We start from the raw sequence: 20,408 nt of genomic DNA, 5'->3' as shown, positions 1-20,408 counted from the left end.
CAGTCTGAAATCCCCTTTTCGTTTACACAAAAAAAGAGACTCACAAAAGTGAGTCTCTTTTATCAGCTAAAATTACGCTTTTTCAACGTTAGCAGCTTGAGGTCCACGTTGACCTTCTTCTACGTCAAAAGTAACTTTTTGGCCTTCGTCTAAAGATTTGAAGCCTTCACCTTGGATAGCGCTGAAATGTACGAATACATCGTCACCGTTTTCGCGTTCGATAAAACCAAAACCTTTTTCGCCGTTAAACCATTTTACTGTACCTGTTTCCATATCTAAATTCCTCCTCGTGCACACTGGCACATAATATTACTATTCCTGCTTAGCGGTACGAAGTGGAAAGTTATTCACTAATCATTTCTTCACCAACAAAAATAAGTCTAGTTAAATATACCATGCTTTCTTTAATAAAGCAAACATTAACTCTTTATTATCTTCTTTATCATGAATTAAAATCCTAAAACGGTTCTGGTAAGCTATCTGCGCCTAATAATTCTTTCAGTTTTTTTACATCAGAAATAATCCAAGGCTTCTTGTTAGATATTAAAATTTTCTCTTCCCGCAGACCTAATAATACTTTGGACGTATAGCCCTTAGAAGTATTCGACAGCTCGGCCAATTGCTCATAAGTAAGGAATACCGGTAATTCCACGACATTCACATCTTTATGAAATCCTAAATCAATTAGAGATAATAAACTAAAGTAGATTCGCTCTTTTGAATTGAGGCGATCTTTTACAGCCAACGCATATAACTCCCTACGAGTGCGAGCGACATAATGTAATAAAATATAATTCCTAGGATCTTCAAGTAATAACATTTGTTTGAAAAAAGAAAAATCAATACGCCACCACCGGACATCGGTTAATGCTTCTAAACGCGATTTTGTAGGCACATCTTCGTTAAATAGCGGGAGGAACGGAAGATCTCCAGCTTGCACAAAAAAACTGAATTTTTTTCCAGTTTCACCTTCGTAAGTATATTTCACATAGCCACTAGCAATTAAGTAAATATGATCCCGTCTTTTGTCGAATAGCAAATCTTGCCCCATTGGAAATCTTTCTTCTATACAGTGGTGATTAAACTGCGCATCTTTTTTTAGTAGCTTTAAGATATTGGCACTCGTTGCGAAATTATCAATCGTTTCTTTCAGGTACATAGTGGTTACCCCCTCAATAGGAATGTTATACAAAAAGAACATTTAGTGTATGTATAGTCATCTGGAGCACTAATTTCATAAAAAGAGTACTAGTATCGTTGTTATCAAATTGTACATGATTGGCAAAAAAGAAGCCTAAATATAACATAATAGACATTTTAATATGAATCTAGAGGAATAAAATCGATAGGAATTAGTCGTTGAAGTAATGGATGGATGTAAGAAGTATTGCAACGGAAGCGTTATACTGAGGGTGTTAGAAAAACAGCAAAGCTAATGAAAACCGTGGAGTACTTAGCTTTAGAATAACATACAAGTGACTTTCATGTACATGAATTTACTCAAGCATGCGTTATTTCGGATAACTTGGACGATGGTGGCAGCATTAGTAAGAAAAATAGTCAAAAAATGCATTTTAGGCAATAATGTAACACAATGTACAATATTAGTGCCCATAAACAAGAAGTATTGTATTTTTTTTAAAAGTATTCAGTGATAACATACAGATATGGCACTGGATAAAACTAAGAGAGGTGAGCTTTCATGGCTACATTAGAAAAAGATATCAATTTACAACAGATTCTTACACAATATCATGATAACAACCAACATTCTAATAACATTCGAATGATGGATGTTAAAAAAGGAGATACCATATGGGATTTCTCAAGTAAGTCAGATGTATATTTGTTTAATATGAAAGGAATTGTATATTTCGAAGAGAAGATAGCTATCCCTACGAAAGAAAAGAGTATGCTAAATGCGTTTCTTCTATTCAAAAATCAATCATGTGATCTAGAATGGCTTTCCATCGACAAAAACGCAGAGAAATCTTTGACCGCTTTATCAGAGTGCAGAATTATACTGGTTAATAAAGTTTTCTTAAATCGATTACTTGAAAATATGTCGAGATCATCTGAGAAGTACCATATTAGATCACAACAAGAAATGTTTAAGCAATTATTACAAATTAAATCATACTGGATGTTGTTACCGGCAGAGCAACGAGTGTTTGAGGTTATTGCTTGGTGTATTACTTCAAATAATTCAGGCGCTTTACCGAATTGTATTACGCAGGAAATAATAGCAAAACTTAGCAACTCAAGTAGAGAGTATGTCAATCTAATATTGAGCAAATTCAAGAAACAAGGTGTGATCTCTCTAAAACCAATTGTTATAACAAAAGTTTTCTAAAGTTTTTGGAAGGAAGTAGTATACATGAGCACACTTTTTGCTGAGCTATATAATCGAGAGACTGTGGAAGGTCGGTTTAACGCTAATCGATTACTTGAGCTTCTGAAAGAAGATCCAGTTTATAGAGTAGCATATAAGAAAATGGAAATCCCAAAAAATACAGAGCTAAACGCAGCGCATATATTAGACGAGCATATTCATTTTTTGGAAAAAGGAATTGTTGCCTATGAGTATGAAGATCAGATTATATCCTTTTCAAGTGAAGGGGACATTCTTGGGATGAACGATATTTTTATACCAAAGGCAAATAAGTACAATGTTAGAACAATCACGAAAACTATAATATACACATTTTCGAAACAAGATGTGTTAAATAATATATTTAACATGCAAGAAGGGTGGCTTTTCCTGTATTTGAATAATCAAAATTATAACATCCTAGTGGCAGAAAAATATATGCTGATGCGCCAAATTGGAAAAACCAGGCTGAAAAATATTTTGATGGATATCGCTGAGAAGTATGGATATCAAGATGGAGATCGTATAAAGATACCAGGATGTTTTACAAGAAAAGACATTGCTAACTATGCAAATTTAAGTATGAATTCTATGTCTCAAATTTGCAAAATGCTAGAGAACGAGCAATTCTGTGTTATCAAAGCAAAGCAATTCATTCTATTAAATAAAAATACTAAAAACAGGAAAGCTTCCACGGATAACAGTAGTGTGAAGCAACGAAAGGACTAATCATGAAAAAATTAACTAAAATTACAAATACTGCAGCAATTTTAACTTGTTCAGCACTTCTTTTGACCGGATGTGGAAATACTAACGATTCATCATCACAAGCTACAAAACAGACAGAGACGAAAAAACAAGATCAAGCAGACCTTAATAAAATGAAAAGCACAAAACAATTAGAAATTACACCGACAAAGGTAAGCAACGAAGTGTCACCTGAAGAAAATAAAAAAGGAAATAAAATCGTAAAAATCCACTATAAGATTAAAAACACATCAGCTAAAGATTTCACGGTTGCGGCCAACGATTTCATTATTAATATTGGCGAGAACTACTACTACATGGGAAGTGGTATCAATTACGCAGATGCAATTAAGCCAGGCGCAACTTCGGAAGGTGACGGCTACTATGAAATTCCAAAAGATTATAACGAATTTAAATTAATGTATCAACCGCTTAGCATTGAAGAACGTGCTGCATGGGATATTATTGTTCCGCAAGACAAGAAATAAGGAGCGTTGAACTATTGAAAATATTATATCTTCATCAATATTTTGCTACCCGTAATTCACATACAGCAACGAGGTCCTATGAGTTTGCAAAGAAGCTCATCGAAAAAGGTCACGAAGTATGTATGCTTACGACAGATACATTTTTAACTGGAGATACACCATATAAAGAAGAAAAAAATGTGAAGTATTATCGTATTGATGGCATTGAAGTTATCGCAGTCAAAAATAACTACTCCAATTATATGGGACTAGTGAAGCGAGGGTGGTCCTTCTTTTCTTACATGCAACAAGCGTACAAAATTGGTAAGAAATTGACAGGAATGGACATCATGTTCTCGACTTCTACACCGCTAACCATCGCTATACCAACATTACGACTACAAAAGAAATTGAAAATCCCCTTTGTATTTGAAGTGAGAGATTTATGGCCAGAAGCCCCAAAACAAATGGGGGCCATCAAATCCGATTTTATTTTAAATAGACTCAGCAACTTAGAATCAAAAGTTTACCAAAAAGCAGACCATATTATCAGCCTCTCTCCAGGGATGACGGAAGGAATTATCGAAGCAGGTATAGATCCAAATAAGATTACGATGGTATCCAACTTATCAGATCTAAACCTATTCGATCCAGAAAAAGACTACGCGAATGAGAAGCAAGAATGGCTCGAGAAATTTCAGCTAGAAAACAAGTTCCTTCTATTACATCTAGGCGCAATGGGAGAAGCTAATGGATTGGATTATATAGTGAAAGCAGCGAAACTATTGAAAGAACAGAACCGCGAAGATATCAAAATTGTGATCGGCGGCGATGGGAAAAGTAAACCGAGATTAGAAGCATACTGCGCGGAGCATCAATTGACAAATGTCGTTTTCTTAGGACATGTTCCGAGAAGCGATGTTCCAATGATTACGAGTTTAGCCAATATTACGATGACATGTTTCAAACCGTTACCGATTTTGGCAACAAACTCACCGAACAAGTTCTTTGATTCGATGGCAGCTGGTAAACCAATTATTGTGAATTCGAATGGTTGGACAAAAGATATTGTTGAAAATTATGGTATTGGACATTACGTAGATCCAGAAAAACCACAAGATTTGGCGGATTTACTCATAGATTTAGAACAACATCAGGAAACATTGGGAGAGTTGCAACCGAGAATAAGGCAGATTGCAGAAGAGCATTACAGTGCAGAGAAACTTGCAAACAAGGTAGAACAAATTTTGGTAGGATCGCTTGAGAGGAGCAAATTATCGTGAATATAGTAGTTATTGGTACGGGATATGTTGGATTAGTTACAGGTGTGGCGCTGTCAGAAATAGGACATGACGTTTGTTGTATTGATATAGATGCGGATAAAGTAGCGAAACTTAAGAAAGCTATTTCACCGATTTATGAACCAGGTATTGAAGCCTTAATCGAAAAGAATATCGAAGCTGGCAGACTTTCATTCAGTACCGATTTAAAAGCGGCTGTGGCGGATAGTTCGGTTGTCTATCTGGCCGTTGGTACACCACAAAAGCAAGATGGTTCAGCAAATCTTGATTACATCGAAGCAGCAGCAGCAAACATCGCCCAATCGATTGTTCAAGATACGATAGTTGTCGTGAAAAGTACTGTCCCAGTCGGAACAAACCGTTATTTGAAAGAGTTTATACAGAATCAGACACCATATAGAATCTCGATTGTTTCCAATCCTGAATTTTTAAGAGAAGGCGTTGCAGTACATGACGTGTTCCATGGCGATCGGATTGTGCTTGGCGCAGATGATACGGCAGCACTTGAAAAATTAGAAATGATAAATCAAGGCTTTCAAATTCCGATTTTTAAAACGGCTCTGGAAAGTGCAGAAATGATCAAATACGCTTCCAATGCCTTTTTAGCAACTAAAATCAGCTTTATTAATGAAATTGCGAACATTTGTGAAAAAGCTGGCGGCGACATTCGTGAGGTTAGTGCAGGTATGGGAATGGATAGTCGAATTGGAAGTGCCTTCTTACAAGCGGGTATCGGATATGGCGGTTCTTGTTTCCCTAAAGATACGTTGGCGTTGAATCATATTGCTAAAAATGTTGGCTATGATTTCGGCTTAATCCAGTCAGTGATTGATGCAAATAAGGTGCAACAATTGAAGTTAGTGAAGGTTCTAAAAACGCATTATAGTAACTTAGTTGGGAAGCAAATTGCGCTTTTAGGAGTTGCATTTAAACCAGAAACAGACGATATTCGTGAAGCTGCATCCGAGGTTATTATTGAAGAGCTTTTACGTTGTGGCGCGAAAGTATCTATTTTCGATCCAGTTGCTTCTGCCAATATGAAAGCTGTATTTGGAAACGCGATTCATGTGGCTGACACCATTTCGGAGGTCTTGTATCAAGCAGATGCAGCATTAGTTGTGACAGAGTGGAATGAAATTAAGAACATCCAGTTGGCAGAATTCACATCGCAAATGAGTCATCCGGTTGTGTTGGACGGGCGACTAGTATTCGATAAGTCGGAAATGAAGCAAGCGGGTATTAGCTACTATTCTGTTGGAACTGGTGAGCTAGAAATCAACGAGCCAGTATATATTTGAGGGTGAGGTTAAAAAGTTATGTTGAGAATTAAGGCAATCATAGACATCATCGTAGCTGTCATTGCCATCGTTATCCTATGTATTCCGATGGCTGTATTAACACTAGTTCTTGCCATTTACTACAAAGGAAATCCGATTTACATGACGCAAAGGCCGGGGCTTTACGGGGAGGCATTCCGGTTGTACAAATTTAAATCGATGAAAGAATTATATGACGATGAAGGCAATCTTTTACCAGATGAACAGAGGCTAACACGGGTAGGGAGTCTCTTGCGAAAAACGAGCATTGATGAATTACCGCAATTAATAAACGTTGTAAAAGGTGACATGAGTCTTGTTGGACCAAGACCATTACTGCTGGAATATAACGATTTATATACCGAAGAAGAGCGCAAACGATTAGATATGAAACCTGGAATAACGGGCTGGGCGCAAGTGAATGGAAGAAATGAAATCGATTGGAAAACAAAATTCCGAATGGATGTTGCATATGTGACGCAATATTCTTTACTTTTTGACATAAAAATTATTTTGCTAACCATCAAAGTGATTATTAAGAAAGAAGGCGTTAGTCAGGATGGATTTGTTTCCGCAGAGCGATACAGAGGTTAGAAAGAAACTTGTTATTATTGGTAGCGGCTCCCAAGGAAGAATGATCCGTAACGTTATTGAGAACTACGGTTTAGGATATTATTTTTGGGGATTCTTAGATGAACAGTATGAATCGCTGTTTTTGGAAGATGGTGTCGAGCGAGGACCTATTTCGCTAGCCCAATCACTTTACCAAGATGAGAATACATCCTTCATCATTGCCATCGGAGACCCGGAAAATAAGTTCGAAATGGCTCAAAGTCTGGGTTTTCCAGAAGAACGATATGCGACAATTATTCATCCTTACGCGTATGTGGATCCTTCCACGGATGTTGGGTATGGTGTGTATGTATCGGCAAATGCAACAGTGATGCACCAAGGAACGATTGGAAATCATACATTTATTTTAGCGGGTGCAACATTGGAATACGAGACACGAGTTGCGGATTGTGTACTCATCGCCGCTAATACGACGATTTCAGGCAACGTAGCCATTCAAAATCAGGTGTTTGTAGGCGCTGGCTCTGTTATTACACAAGGAAGAAATATTGGTTCACATACAATTATTGGTGCTAGTGCGACTGTACTAAAGGACGTGCCTGAACACAGCATTGCCATTGGTACGCCGGCGGTAGTGAAAGTCAAAAGTAACGAGAAAAGTGCTGTGAATAAATTGGTTAAATCGACTACAAAAACACATGTTGTTCACGGTGAATAATGAGTAATAATACATTCCGATAGGTGAATAATTTTGCATAAAAGGTATCATTTTCTTTGTTCATTAAATGTCCATTATTCTATAAAAAAGCGTCGTATATATAATAATGGACATTTTAATGTATATCGAGAGGAATATCCAAGCGCAAAAGTTACTCTTATAGTAACAAAGGGCTGAAAGATGCATAAGTTACGAAGCGTTATACTTAGGGTGTTCAAAAAACAACGACACCAAAAAATCATCAAGTTAAATGAAATAATCGAGTAATAAATCAAATAAATTATTGGAGTGATACGCCGTGAAAAAAACAGTTTTAGTAACAGGTGGAGCGGGATTCATCGGCTCACATATTTGCCAAATGTACTTGGCTGAAGGATATCAAACAATTTGTGTAGATAATCTAATTTCAGGAAAAGAAGCAAATATTGCAGAGCTAATGAATCATCCAGCATTTCACTTTTATAAGGTAGATATAGGTAATGAAGCGGAAATGGAAGAATTGTTCATCAAGTTCAGACCGCAAGTAATCAATCATCACGCGGCTCAGAAATCAGTACCATACTCACTCGAAAATCCAATCTATGATTTAGATACAAACATCGGTGGGTTGCTGAGATTGCTAGCGCTGGTTCAAAAATATCCTATCGAAACATTGGTATTTGCGTCATCAGGCGGTGCGCTTTCGAAAAAACTAGAAGGCGACGAGCGGTCAGCCGAAAAAGATACACCGCAACTCATTTCTCCATATGCGCTAACGAAATACGCTGGGGAACAATATATTAATATGTACAGCGAAAAATATGGTTTTGATTATACGGTTTTACGTTACGCCAATGTATTTGGACCAAAGCAAGTTCCAGATGGAGAGAGCGGTGTAGTTCCTATTTTCTTGAAGAACTTAAATGAAAGTAAGAGATCGATATTGATGGCTTATCCAGACATGCCAAGAGGTTGTACACGTGATTATATTTACGTAGCAGATGTGGTAGAAGCTAATAAATTGGCGAGTCAAAAGCCGCTAAATAAAGTGGTTAACATTGGCTCGGGAACAGAGATTTCGATTCTAGATGTTTATGAACAAGTTCTTGATATATTCGGAAAGTCAGAACCGATTGAAATTGTAGGGCCGCGGCCTGGCGATATTAGAAGATCGATACTAGATACAAAAATTGCGACAGAAGAATTAGAATGGAAAGCAAACTATACATTACGACAAGGTTTGCAAGAATTATACGCATTTAATTTAGACCGGGATAAAGAACTTACATTCCGTTGAATAAACGAGGAGGAGCGAATATGAATATGATGAGGACATTAATTATTGGTGCAGGAGCTGGAGGGAAATTTGTTATCGAGCAGCTGCAGACAACTAAAAATAGTCGCTACCAGCCAGTTGTCATTTTAGACGATGCTAGTCATAAAGTGAATTTAGAATTGAGCGGAGTTCCAGTGAAGGGAAACTTAGCAGACTTAAGCAGGGTCATCACGAATGAAGACATCAAGCATGTTATTCTAGCTATCCCAACATTAGACACGATGATGCAAAGTAAGATTATCGACGAGCTAAGAGAATACGATGTTACGTTATTTGTTCTCCCATCTGTATTTTCGACGAGAGAAAGTCAAAAAGTAGCGATTCCAGAATTGGACTACAAAGATTTGATTCGAGATAGATCTGAATTTCAGCTAGACTACAATGATATAAAACGAAAAATTCGTCAAAAAACAGTTCTTATTACAGGTGCAGGCGGATCGATTGGTTCTGAAATAGCCCATCAAATTTTTAAGTGTCAGCCTGAAAAAATCATTTTATTGGGTCACGGTGAGGGCAGTATTTATCAAATTGATAGTGAGTTGCAGCAAGAAAAAATGATAAAGGCTTATGATATCGAGATTATACCAGTGATTGCAGATATTCGAGATGAGTTACGTATGACACAAGTTTTCAAACAGTACAAACCAAATATTGTGTATCATGCTGCAGCGCATAAACACGTTCCGTTGATGGAAAATAATATTTACGAAGCCGTCAAGAACAACATTATCGGGACATACAATGTCATCCAAGCTAGTAAGCAAAACGCTGCGGAAGAATTTGTGATGGTATCAACAGATAAAGCTGTTAATCCTAAGAACATAATGGGCGCTAGTAAACGATTGGCAGAGAAATTAACACTTGAAAATGATATGACAAGCAGAACAGTGTGTAATGTTGTCCGCTTCGGTAATGTATTGGGTAGTCGAGGTAGCGTCTTTCCAAAACTTTGGGCGCAAATTCATCAAGGTGTGCCGCTTACGATAACAAATCCAGAGATGAAACGTTATTTCATGACAATTCCTGAGGCAAGTAAACTGGTTATTTCGGCGAGTATGCTCAAACGAAGAAATGCTATTTTTGTGCTAGATATGGGTGACCAGCTTGGGCTTTCGGGTATGGTCGATCAGCTAATTGAACTTTCTGGGAAAAATAAACGTGACATCAGTATCCAATATGTCGGCGTTCGCCCAGGAGAGAAGATGGAAGAGGAATTATTTAATCAAGAGGAGCTCTCAAGTAAAGTGACCGACAAAATGTATGAAGGAAATTACTATACGAGTATCAGAGAGCTAGATAGTATCAAACATTTAATGAAAAATTATACAACGATTGAGCACGAAACATTACGCAGCTTGCTATTAACATTAGCTAATACGCATAACGCGTTACAAGAAACGATGTGAAGAAGATATGGAAGCATTGATTCGATTAAAACAAAAAAACTTAGCAGATTACGAGTATATGATTCTAACATCAACGGCTAACAAGACCAATACCAATCAACTTTTACCAGATCGTTTGAGTTCAGAAGGCTCTATATTAAATATTCAAGTAAGCACGGATGTATTTGCTATCGCTGTTTTACGACTAGTGGATGGTGTCATTCCTCATATCTTTGTTGATGTGGAGCGTAAACAAGCGATTAATCTGTGGGAAATCGCGAGTGAAATGTGTCATGACTCAGCGATTCATCCGTTGAAAGCCAACGATGTTACAGTCGATGCAGCTGCGAGCATTGTTATCAATGAACTACAAAATAATTTTGAACAATGTAGGGTCATGATATATGGAACGGGTAACTTGGCTACCAAAACAGCCCTGAAGCTTGCTGAACTAGGTATGCATGTCACACTTGCTGGCAGAAATGTTTCAAAAGTAACTCGAATTGTGCACGTCCTAAATGATATTTTACCGAGTCACACACCGTTGCCCATTCAAGTTTTTCAAGCGAATAGGACAGACAAGGTGGATGTATTGATATCCGCCATATCAGCCCAAAAGGTGTTAGATGAAACCTGGTTAAACTATTTACAGCCTGATGGTTTTGCGCTAGATATGGGTTTAAACAATTTTTCAGAGCAGTTCATCGACAAAATCTTGCTATCAGAACGTGCCTTATACCGCGTAGATATTCAAGCAAAGATTGGTACAGCTATTCTGGATTTGAAAACAGAAGATTACTTTTTCAGTAAAATTCGAGGAAAAATTAAATGGTTGGATCACACTGCTGTAGCGGGTGGCATTATTGGTAACGAGAATGATGTTGTTTTAAACAGAGTAACCCCGCCGTATGTGGTGATTGGGACTTCCAATGGTACCGGTGGATTGAAGTAGGACATAAAGATAATGAAGGAAGGCGAACAGGCGATGAGAAAGCAAGTTCCAGTACACACTATTGAAGAAGATTAGATTCTATCAGACTTTTTCTATTATTATCGTCCTTACGATGGTCGTCCAAGTTATCTCCCTGCTAAGGACGACCGCATTAGCCACGAACTTCGGGATAAGCAATGACATGGATGCTTTTAATTTTGCGAATACAGCGATGGTTTGCCTAGTTAATATTATGGGGCCATCGGTTGCAACGGTCCTGATTCCGTTTTTAGCGAAGATGAAAGACGGTATAGAAGATAGGAATATATTAAACACGTATATTACAGCAATCATGGCCATTACGTATATTCTACTTTTAACATATTTTATCATCGGTAGTATTTATTTCTTTGCTGGAAGTTCGAGTCATGGGCTTACCTTCCAAGAGCTAACGTTTATGCTGACTTTTATTTTAGGAATTGCCCAGTACACCAGGCTCATTTCATCCATTCAAACCGCTTTTCTACAAATGGACGGTAAGTTCATCATCATCAAAATAGTAGCGGTGGTTTCGGCGATACTTAGCTATATTTACATTATTATCACGCCAAACTTAAGTATTATGGAAGCCGCGGTATGCATTGGTTTATCTTATGTAGTGGAATGTATCGGCTTAATTTTTAGTAACAAAAACAAGAAATATAAATACCGAGCAAAATTCAAATGGGCCGATGCTGAATTTCGAAAATTGATGCGCTTAACGGTTCCAGTCACACTCAATTCTGTTATTTATCAAGTCACCGTATTGTTACCAAATATACTGGCTCGTTTTTTCGGAGAAGGTTACATCTCTACGATGGTTTACGCGAACCAAATTATTAGTATCATGCAGACCTTGATTATTATAAACCTAATCTCGATGCTCTATCCAACATTGACGCGCAGTTTTAATAGAAGCATTGAAGAGGCGAAGAAAAAGCTAGTTCTTTTTATAAATGGCTCGAATATGCTAGTAATACCAATGATTAGCGGCATGATGCTGCTGGGTGGATTAGTCATTAAAGTGCTGTTCGAACGAGGCAATTTCACACATGATTCTACTATTATAGTATGGCAGTTTCTTATTTTTCTAAGTTTAGCCTTACCATTCGTTGTCATCCGAGAGTTTATCTTTAAAGCATTTTACGCGATGGGTGACACAAAAACCCCCGTCAAAAATTCACTGATTGTCATCATTATCCAGATCATATTCTTGGCGGCAGGTTCGTTTTGGATTGGCGTCTATGCGATCATGCTTTCCCCATTACTCGCAGCCGTACTATCAACCGTACTTGGCTACAGAGATTTACGCAAAAAAATCGGACCGCTCAGTGAAAATAACGAGATGATAAAGCAACATGTACTCACCATCTTTAATTCGCTAGTCATGTGCGCCGGGATTTGGGGCGTCATGCAAGTCGTTCATTTCAATACAATCGTGAACCTGATTATCTACATTGGCGTTGGGATAGTGATTTATGGCATATGTGTCCTACTAACGCAAAGAAAGTATGTCAAAACACTACTAAATAATCGTTAAAAATAAAACTAATAGAGGATGAATCCAACTTGAAAGTACTATTTCTAATCTCTTCATTTCCTAAACTATCTGAAACATTCATTTTAAACCAGATTACAGGTTTTATCGATAGAGGTATTGATGTTGAAATCCTATCTTGGAATAAAGTTGATAATAAAAAAAATCATGCACAAGTATCTGAATACAATTTACTTGAGAAAACCCATTTTCTAAACTTTCCAGCAAGCAAATCCAAACGTTTAGCTGGCGGCATGAAAATATTTTTGAAACAAGTATGGCGTTCGCCGAAAGCGGTTTTTAACGCCTTAAACTATAAAAAATACGGAAAAATGATTTTTACAACGCGTTTCCTATATGCGCTACCTTACTTTATCGAGAAAGAACAACATGATGCGGTCATTTGCCACTACGGTCCCAATGGAAGCGTCGCAGCTTTTCTGAAAGATCAAGGATTACTTCCAGAGAAAACAGCGGTCTTTTTCCACGGTCACGATATTACTTCTTTCATAGAAAGCCGTGGCAGCGATGTTTATGACACACTGCTAAATTCAGATATCGACTTACTGCCTGTGAGCGAACTGTTTGCCGACAAACTTCTGCAAATTGGTGCTGATTCAAACAAAATTCGTGTGCATCATATGGGTATCAATTTGAACGAATACAGCTTGGTTTCACTAGCACCACCTGGCGACACCATGAAATTCCTCTCGATCGGACGTTTAACAGAGAAAAAAGGAATGGATGTAGCGATTCAAACGATAGGCGAGTTGAAAAAACGCGGTCATCAAGTTTCCCTAGACATCATTGGAGAAGGTGAATTACGCGCTGAAATGGAAGCTTTGATTGAGTCACAAAAACTAGAAAACGAAGTGAAACTCATCGGTTGGCAATCACAAGCAGAGATTAATCACGCGATTCAAGAAGCAGACATGATGCTTCAACTTAGCAGAACAGCAACAAACGGTGATAAAGAAGGTATCCCAGTTGTTTTAATGGAAGCTATGGGCCGAGGCAAGTTAATTCTATCGACAGAACATAGTGGTATCCCAGAGCTAATCACAGATGGTTTAAGCGGCTGGCTAGTACCAGAGAATAATGTTGCAAAATCAGTCGAAAAAATATTAGAAATCAAAAATAACCCAGATACTTGGCTTCCGGTATCACTTAATGCACGAGCAAAAATCAATGAACAATTTAATATCATGACGCTAAATGATCAATTAGCAGGATACTGTAGCACAAAATAAGATAATTAGGAGGGATTGGAATTAGAAATCCAAACAAAGTTATGATGGCTAGCTCCGTTCACGTATGGAGTGACACACGGATTTATTTTAAAGAAGCGAGAACACTTGCAGAACAAGGTTTAGAAGTTGATTTTTATGCTATAGATCATCTTAGCGAGAAGGCGGATATCCCGAATTTGACGATGCATTACATGAAGCCACAAAAAAGATACAACCGTTTTGTGCATTGGCGCTTTCTATATAAAGAAATGATCCAGTCTGATGCGATGTATTTCCACTTCCATGATCCCGAATTATTGTTTGTAGCGCGAGCATTGAAGAAGCGTTTAGGCGATGACATCAGAATTACGTATGACATGCACGAACATTTACCAGCAGCGATAAAAACAAAGCAGTGGCTCCCAGCTTTTATAAGACCGACATTGTCCAGCTTAGTAGAACGCGTGGAGAAAAAACTGATGAAGTACTGCGATACCGTTATTTTTGCAGAGTTGTCCTACAAAGAGAACTACACAGAGTTAGGTTTAAATAAAGTAGATGTATTAAACTATCCAATTCTGCCGAAAAGCGATGCCGCACCAGCAAAAGAAGAAGTTTTCACCCTTATCTATGTGGGTGTTTTGATTGAACAACGTGGCTTATTCAATATGTTGGAGTTAGCGAAAGCGTTGAAAGAGAAGCAGACCATCGATTTTCATTTTAAATTAATAGGCCCTATTTTTACGAATGAAGAAGTGGTGAAGCAATTTATCGAGGACAATGATTTAAGCGATAATATCACCTTATATGGAAGAATGCAGTACAAGGATATTTGGGAGCACTATGCAACGGCGCATGTTGGTGTATGTCTGCTTCATCCAACGCCGAATAATCTCAACTCGCATTCCACGAAATTATTCGAATATATGGCCGCAGAATTACCGATTATCGCATCTGACTTCCCAGATTTCACTGCCATGTTAGCCGAGCACCAATGCGGTAAGACGAGCAATCCAGACGATTACGAAAACATGGTCCGTATTGTTCAAAGTTACATCGCAGACCCAGAAGGCAATAAAGTAATCGGCTCAAATGGAAGAACAGCATTCGACACGTACTACAACTGGAATCACGAAGGAGAAAAGCTACTAGCCATTTACTCAAATGAAAATTAGTATCCCATTACTAGTTAATAAGGAGCAATGAATATGAAATTAAAGAATCTCACGTTAGGAAATCTATGGAAAACTTTCAAAAAAAGCTTCGTATGGTTGATACTAATTGTTTGTTTGGCGCTGGCAAGTGTCTACACCTATAGTAATTATGTTGCAAAACCTGAGTACACCTCGTCTTTCCAAATCCTATTAAACGCAGAACAAACAGATGCACAAGCGAAATCATCAGAAGGTGTCCGAAATAATATCCAGTTAATTAACACCTTCACATCCGTTTTACAAAGTGGAAAAATAATGGACTTAGTCAAAGAGAATGTAAAAACAGACGATTCTTCGGCTAAACTTTCTAGCCAGACTAAGATTACCTCTAATGAGAACTCACTAGTATTAACGATTAACTATACAGATACGGATAAAAAGAAAGTATCAGAAATATCGACTGCAATGCAAAGTGTTGTAAGCAAAGAAATACCTAGCATTTTTAAAGGAACAACAGTTACAGTCTTAGAAAAATCATCTATACCCACAACTCCAAGCAATAATTCTATGTACATTCTAGCAATTATGGTCGGGTGCTTACTGAGCGCTACGCTATTATTTGTCTTGTGTTCCATGGATACAACCGTTCAAAACGTGGAGCAATTAGAAACTATTGGCTTACCTTTCCTTGGCGATATACCAAAATTTAAGAGTTCAGAGCTCTAAAATAGAGAGGATTATTTTACATGCTTATTAAAAGAAAAGAAAAAAACACCATCATTACGGATGGTAATGAGATGACAATGCAAAAAAATTCGGTAGCCTATGAGAAATTCAGTTCCATTCAAACGAACATCCAATTTATGGAGCGCAAGGCAGGAAGCGTACAAACAATCGCAGTTACATCGGCAAATAAAGGAGAAGGTAAATCGTTCTTCATCACCAATTATGCGAACACATCCGCTTTATATAAGCAGAAAACCCTGTTAATCGATGTAGATTTTTACAATCCAAAAATCTCAAAACAATATAAAACAAAGCTTATGCCAGGATTATCTAATGTATTGGTAGACATGATTAGTTTTGAAGAGGCAGTCATTCCTTTAGAAAATAAATACCTATCTTTCTTACCTATCGGGACATTACCACCAAATCCACTGGAATTATTACGTTCAGATGAGTTTAAGGCGTTATTGACCGATTTGAAAGAAAAATTCGATGTCATTTTACTAGATTGCCCGCCTATCAATTTGTTTACGGATGCTCGAGTAGTCGCGGCAGAGAGCGATGGTGTTATTCTATTGATCAACAGCCAAACAACAAGTGAAGAGGATGTCAGGAAATCCAAGTCATTACTCAATCAAGTAGATGCAAACATTTTAGGCGCTGTGTTAAATAATAAGCGTTACAACCAAAAACAGATGGCGTCTTACAACTATTATTAAATAAATCCATGAAGGAAGTAGTGTATCTATTATATGAAAGTAATGATGAATAAAGTATCTCAAAATAGGGTTACATTTCGCGGGATAGTTATCGCAGCCATGATTCTACTGAGCATCCTATCACCGATATTCCCCTTGTTACTTATTGTCCCAGTACTAGTCATTGGACTTCTCTATGTTAATAAAATCAATGTGGATAAATGGATGTATGGCCTCTTTATAGCTGTTATTATGGCAGGCTTTTGGGGGGCATATGCATCGCTCCCGCAACTTCCGAGTCTGTTCTTATTCCGAATACTAATAGCCATCCATTTCATTCTATTCCTGTTTAGCAAAAAAGATTTCTCGACTATCAAATTACTTAAAGTGCCGCTCATTTGTATGGCAGTTTGGATACTTTATTCTGTGCTAACTTTGCTCTGGACAGCGGATTCGTCACTTAGTTTGAGCGCTATTTACTTTCAAATAGAAACCTGCTATATCGTTTTTATGTGCGTCTACTACATTACATCATGGGAAAAAATGCGCCAAGTTCTTCTATATATATCATGTAACTATGTTGTCTCACTTGGAATCGGATTATATGAAGTTATTTCAGGGAAACATTTACGTTTTTCAGCAGGTACTCTGTTGAACTACGAAGACTCAAGACCAACAGGCTGGTTAGTTAACACGAATGACTACGCGTCGTATCTTGTTATTTATTTTGGCTTGGCCTCCCTTTATTTACTGTCTTCAAAAAAGAAATGGCATTTTGCGCTCTGGCTAGTAATGCTCGCCATTGTCACCTTGTTAGTCATCGAGTCACATTCCAGAACAGGTTTCTTGGGATTGGTAGCCATAGTCGCATTGGTACTTTTCAAAGTATTACGGATACAATATTTTCTATTAGCTATATTTGCTGGTGCAGTCGCATTTTGTAGTAAGACTATCTATTCCAGCTTCGTAAGTTCAGATCTGACATCACAATTAGTCGATTCTTTTACAGGAAAAGGCGATTCAACCGAAGAAAGAATGTTCATGTATAAATTTGTTATCCAGCTATGTAAAGACCATCATTTTCTCGGAGTAGGCGTTGGGAATACACCACGATTTCTGTTCGAAGCGCTATATGGCACTGCAAATGTTGACATTACAGGCTCACAAACGATGGCAGCCCACAATTTTTGGCTCAGTATTATATCGGACATCGGTCTCATAGGCTTCATTCCGATTCTGATTTTCTTCCTCTACTATCTCTATCAAGCAGCGACAATCTACATTACAAACAGTAATTTAAAAGGCGCTATCCCCGCCGCAGTGCTTTTAGGATTTATCGGCGTATCTGTCGGAAGCAGTAGTATTTTTGAAATGCGCGTTATTTGGATCGCCCTTGGTCTAGGCCTGGCAGTCATTTGCTTACTCCAACGCGAGAAAAAAGCAAAGCAGATCGAATGAAATTTTTAGAAAATTAATTAGATAATCGGAGTGTTAACCATGAAAAAAAGTATCGCAAAAATATATTTCAAACTGAGAAGTCGGGTTTACAAAGCGCCAAACAAGCAAAAACTAAACTATATATTAGAAAAAAGTAACCAAGAAGATGCTCCGTTACTCGTTATTTTTAGCGCATTTCCAAGAACCGGAATGAAAGCAACCTACAATTACTTGCGAACGCTTAAAGATGTAGATACGCATAAACTATTCATTCTAGATAATTTTGGCTTTCAACAAAGAGGCGCGTATTATTTAGCTGAAAACGGCGATTTCAAGATTCGCACTGCAGTAGAATCGATTATTGCGGACGTTCAAAATAAGCTAAAGTCTAAAAACACTATTTTTATAGGGACAAGTAAAGGTGGTTTTGCAAGTCTGTATTTCGGCATAAAGATGAGGGCAGACTACATTATTAGCGGTGCACCACAATATAAACTAGGCAATTATTTAAGCGACATCCCAGAAAAAGCCCCAGTCCTATCAAGCATCATGGGAAACACAGATAAGAGTAGCATTGACCACCTCAACGCCCTATTACCTGCAAAAATTAAGCAAGCGAACGGCTCATTGCCCAAAGTCTACGTTCATTATTCCGAACAAGAACACACCTATGAAGAGCATGTAAAAGACTTGATACAAGATTTGAGTGTTGCCAACTACGATCTCACATTAGACATTTGTGACTACAAAATACATCAAGAAGTAAGTCAATTTTTCCCACCATTCCTGATTCAATCACTTAGCCAGATCATCACCAAACTAAAAGCAGAACAGTAATCCCGTTCGAAAATAAGAGCTAACCGAGATCCGATGGGCAAATTCTTGGCGAAAATAGAAGGGCGCATGATATAATGAAGTAAGCGCTTATATTTTCGTCAGGTAAATCCATAGGGGGCAAATTTATGCTAAACGAACAACAAATCACAAAATTATTAGAACGTATATTAGATCCAGTATTAGAGTTCACGCTACAAGAAACTGGAGGCATCATGGAAGTAAGTGTCACAAATAATAGTGTGGCATTACAAATCGCGTTAGCAGATCCAGAGCTTCACACAGATCAGTTCACTGCAAACATAACAGAACTACTAGGAGAATTCGGATGTGAGGATATCCATTTTGAGCTTGCCTACTTACCAGTTTCCAAGATAGAACAACTACTAGCAGCAAAGAATAATATACTGTCTCCCGAAAGCAAAACCCAATTCATAGCGATTGCTAGCGGTAAAGGTGGCGTAGGCAAATCAACAATCGCAGCCAATCTGGCAGTAGCTCTAAAACGCACTGGGAAAAAAGTTGGCTTGCTAGATGCTGACATATACGGATTCAGCTTGCCTATTTTGATGGGAACAAAAGATGTCCCAAAAACAGTAGATGAAAAAATTATCCCAGTCACTACATATGGCGTACAACTAATTTCGATGGATTCCTTTGTTGAAGATGGCGAGCCTGTCATTTGGCGTGGACCAATGCTTGGAAAAATGATTAAAATGTTTTTAGAAGATGTCCATTGGGATGCCCCCGATTATCTAATTATTGATTTACCTCCTGGCACAGGAGATATCGCACTAGACATCCATACGCTGCTACCAACGTGCAATGAACTCATTGTCACAACACCCCATCAAGCAGCCGCGACAGTTGCAGCAAGAGCGGGAATCATGGCTATAAAGAATGAACATCATATTTTGGGGGTTATTGAGAATTTATCCTATTATCAAACAGAAACAGGCGCGAAGGCATATTTATTTGGAGAAGGCGGCGGAAAAAAAGTAGCCACAGAACTAGAAACAGAATTATTAGGAACATTCCCGATAGAGCAACCAGAACACAACAAGAATGGCTATCTATCAGGCATTTACGAAGCAGAGAGCATACAAGGTAAACGCTTTTCGGAACTAGCAATAAAAATAAATCACTATTTATAAAAAAAATATGCAAAAAACTATTGACGAATGGATAAATAGTTGGTATATTTATAAACGTTGCTGATGCACATAACGCAAAACGCAACACGAGAGATTGACCTTTGAAAACTGAACAGAAACAAAGATAAAACCAATAGAGACAGTGATGTTTCTAGGTAAGAATCGCAGGGCGGAAATAGAAAGCTATTTCCAAAAGTAATACTAGTAAAGTAATTTGCTAGCGAAGTCAATTTGACGCAAGGATCTTATTCACGGTGTTGAATAAGTATTCAGATTCATCTTTATTTTAAAGAGAGTTTGATCCTGGCTCAGGACGAACGCTGGCGGCGTGCCTAATACATGCAAGTCGAACGAACCGACGAAAGAGCTTGCTCTTTCTGACGTTAGTGGCGGACGGGTGAGTAACACGTGGGCAACCTGCCTGTAAGTTGGGGATAACTCCGGGAAACCGGGGCTAATACCGAATAATAACAAGC

Annotated in this window: 20 protein-coding genes and 1 rRNA gene; 19 read left to right on the top strand and 2 right to left on the bottom strand. The window is 37.9% G+C overall.

Translation table 11 applies throughout. The features are described from left to right. Positions 1 to 72 precede the first annotated feature (72 nt). Together EP58_RS14375 and EP58_RS14370 are read right to left on the bottom strand one after the other, a co-directional pair. Positions 73 to 273: a cold-shock protein gene (locus EP58_RS14375; protein ID WP_036061193.1), complete on the bottom strand. Its 201-nt coding sequence runs from the start codon at positions 271 to 273 to the stop codon at positions 73 to 75. A gap of 184 nt (positions 274 to 457) precedes the next feature. Then, complete coding sequence (locus tag EP58_RS14370; protein WP_036094505.1) at positions 458 to 1,159, bottom strand: Crp/Fnr family transcriptional regulator; 702 nt, start codon at positions 1,157 to 1,159, stop codon at positions 458 to 460. Between the two features lie 543 nt (positions 1,160 to 1,702). Between EP58_RS14370 and EP58_RS14365 the strand changes: the two genes are divergently transcribed. The 19 genes from EP58_RS14365 to EP58_RS14275 form a co-directional block, all read left to right on the top strand. Continuing rightward, the gene (locus EP58_RS14365) at positions 1,703 to 2,353 is read left to right on the top strand and encodes a helix-turn-helix domain-containing protein (RefSeq protein ID WP_036094503.1); all 651 of its coding nucleotides are present in this window, start codon (positions 1,703 to 1,705) and stop codon (positions 2,351 to 2,353) included. A 24-nt stretch (positions 2,354 to 2,377) separates the two neighbouring features. Further along, complete coding sequence (locus tag EP58_RS14360; protein ID WP_052164906.1) at positions 2,378 to 3,100, top strand: Crp/Fnr family transcriptional regulator; 723 nt, start codon at positions 2,378 to 2,380, stop codon at positions 3,098 to 3,100. Between the two features lie 2 nt (positions 3,101 to 3,102). After that, positions 3,103 to 3,606, top strand: coding sequence for a DUF4352 domain-containing protein (locus EP58_RS14355; RefSeq protein WP_036094500.1), 504 nt, complete (start codon positions 3,103 to 3,105; stop codon positions 3,604 to 3,606). A gap of 14 nt (positions 3,607 to 3,620) precedes the next feature. Beyond that, positions 3,621 to 4,868 carry a glycosyltransferase family 4 protein gene (locus EP58_RS14350; RefSeq protein ID WP_052171460.1) on the top strand — a complete coding sequence of 416 codons (1,248 nt, stop codon included), beginning with the start codon at positions 3,621 to 3,623 and terminating at the stop codon, positions 4,866 to 4,868. Further along, the gene (locus EP58_RS14345; RefSeq protein ID WP_036094498.1) at positions 4,865 to 6,184 is read left to right on the top strand and encodes a UDP-glucose dehydrogenase family protein; all 1,320 of its coding nucleotides are present in this window, start codon (positions 4,865 to 4,867) and stop codon (positions 6,182 to 6,184) included. Before EP58_RS14350 ends, EP58_RS14345 begins: the two co-directional genes overlap by 4 nt. A gap of 21 nt (positions 6,185 to 6,205) precedes the next feature. Then, positions 6,206 to 6,796, top strand: coding sequence for a sugar transferase (locus EP58_RS14340; protein WP_373862727.1), 591 nt, complete (start codon positions 6,206 to 6,208; stop codon positions 6,794 to 6,796). Further along, complete coding sequence (locus EP58_RS14335; RefSeq protein WP_052164904.1) at positions 6,762 to 7,493, top strand: NeuD/PglB/VioB family sugar acetyltransferase; 732 nt, start codon at positions 6,762 to 6,764, stop codon at positions 7,491 to 7,493. Before EP58_RS14340 ends, EP58_RS14335 begins: the two co-directional genes overlap by 35 nt. A 298-nt stretch (positions 7,494 to 7,791) precedes the next feature. Continuing rightward, entirely contained in the window at positions 7,792 to 8,769 is a 978-nt protein-coding gene (locus EP58_RS14330) for an SDR family NAD(P)-dependent oxidoreductase (protein ID WP_036094493.1), read from the top strand. A gap of 20 nt (positions 8,770 to 8,789) precedes the next feature. Next, positions 8,790 to 10,214, top strand: coding sequence for a polysaccharide biosynthesis protein (locus tag EP58_RS14325; RefSeq protein ID WP_052164903.1), 1,425 nt, complete (start codon positions 8,790 to 8,792; stop codon positions 10,212 to 10,214). Positions 10,215 to 10,272: 58 nt separating this feature from the next. Further along, a complete protein-coding gene (locus EP58_RS14320) occupies positions 10,273 to 11,145 on the top strand; it encodes a hypothetical protein (RefSeq protein ID WP_159106227.1) in 873 nt (290 codons plus the stop codon). Between the two features lie 112 nt (positions 11,146 to 11,257). Next, on the top strand, positions 11,258 to 12,703 hold the full coding sequence (locus tag EP58_RS14315) for a lipid II flippase MurJ (protein ID WP_255309577.1): 1,446 nt from the start codon (positions 11,258 to 11,260) through the stop codon (positions 12,701 to 12,703). Positions 12,704 to 12,732: 29 nt separating this feature from the next. Further along, positions 12,733 to 13,950 (top strand): glycosyltransferase, encoded by a 1,218-nt coding sequence (locus EP58_RS14310; RefSeq protein WP_036094489.1) that lies wholly within the window; start codon positions 12,733 to 12,735, stop codon positions 13,948 to 13,950. Positions 13,951 to 13,991: 41 nt separating this feature from the next. Next, positions 13,992 to 15,104, top strand: coding sequence for a glycosyltransferase family 4 protein (locus tag EP58_RS14305; protein WP_077917938.1), 1,113 nt, complete (start codon positions 13,992 to 13,994; stop codon positions 15,102 to 15,104). A gap of 33 nt (positions 15,105 to 15,137) precedes the next feature. Further along, positions 15,138 to 15,809, top strand: a complete 672-nt coding sequence (locus tag EP58_RS14300) for a YveK family protein (protein WP_036094485.1) — start codon at positions 15,138 to 15,140, stop codon at positions 15,807 to 15,809. A gap of 20 nt (positions 15,810 to 15,829) precedes the next feature. Then, on the top strand, positions 15,830 to 16,528 hold the full coding sequence (locus EP58_RS14295) for a CpsD/CapB family tyrosine-protein kinase (protein WP_052164900.1): 699 nt from the start codon (positions 15,830 to 15,832) through the stop codon (positions 16,526 to 16,528). 630 nt (positions 16,529 to 17,158) lie between these two features. Further along, a complete protein-coding gene (locus tag EP58_RS17565; protein ID WP_159106226.1) occupies positions 17,159 to 17,965 on the top strand; it encodes an O-antigen ligase family protein in 807 nt (268 codons plus the stop codon). 39 nt (positions 17,966 to 18,004) lie between these two features. Then, positions 18,005 to 18,781, top strand: coding sequence for an accessory Sec system protein Asp2 (locus tag EP58_RS14285; RefSeq protein WP_036094481.1), 777 nt, complete (start codon positions 18,005 to 18,007; stop codon positions 18,779 to 18,781). Positions 18,782 to 18,906: 125 nt separating this feature from the next. Further along, positions 18,907 to 19,932, top strand: coding sequence for an Mrp/NBP35 family ATP-binding protein (locus tag EP58_RS14280; RefSeq protein WP_036094479.1), 1,026 nt, complete (start codon positions 18,907 to 18,909; stop codon positions 19,930 to 19,932). Positions 19,933 to 20,217: 285 nt separating this feature from the next. Next, positions 20,218 to 20,408, top strand: a 16S ribosomal RNA gene (locus tag EP58_RS14275); the annotation flags it as partial.

The sequence above is a fragment of the Paenilisteria newyorkensis genome (genome assembly GCF_000766145.1).
GTDB lineage: Bacteria > Bacillota > Bacilli > Lactobacillales > Listeriaceae > Listeria_A > Listeria_A newyorkensis.
The sequence above is the reverse complement of the archived record's forward strand: the minus strand, read 5'-3'. Positions and strand labels throughout refer to the sequence as shown.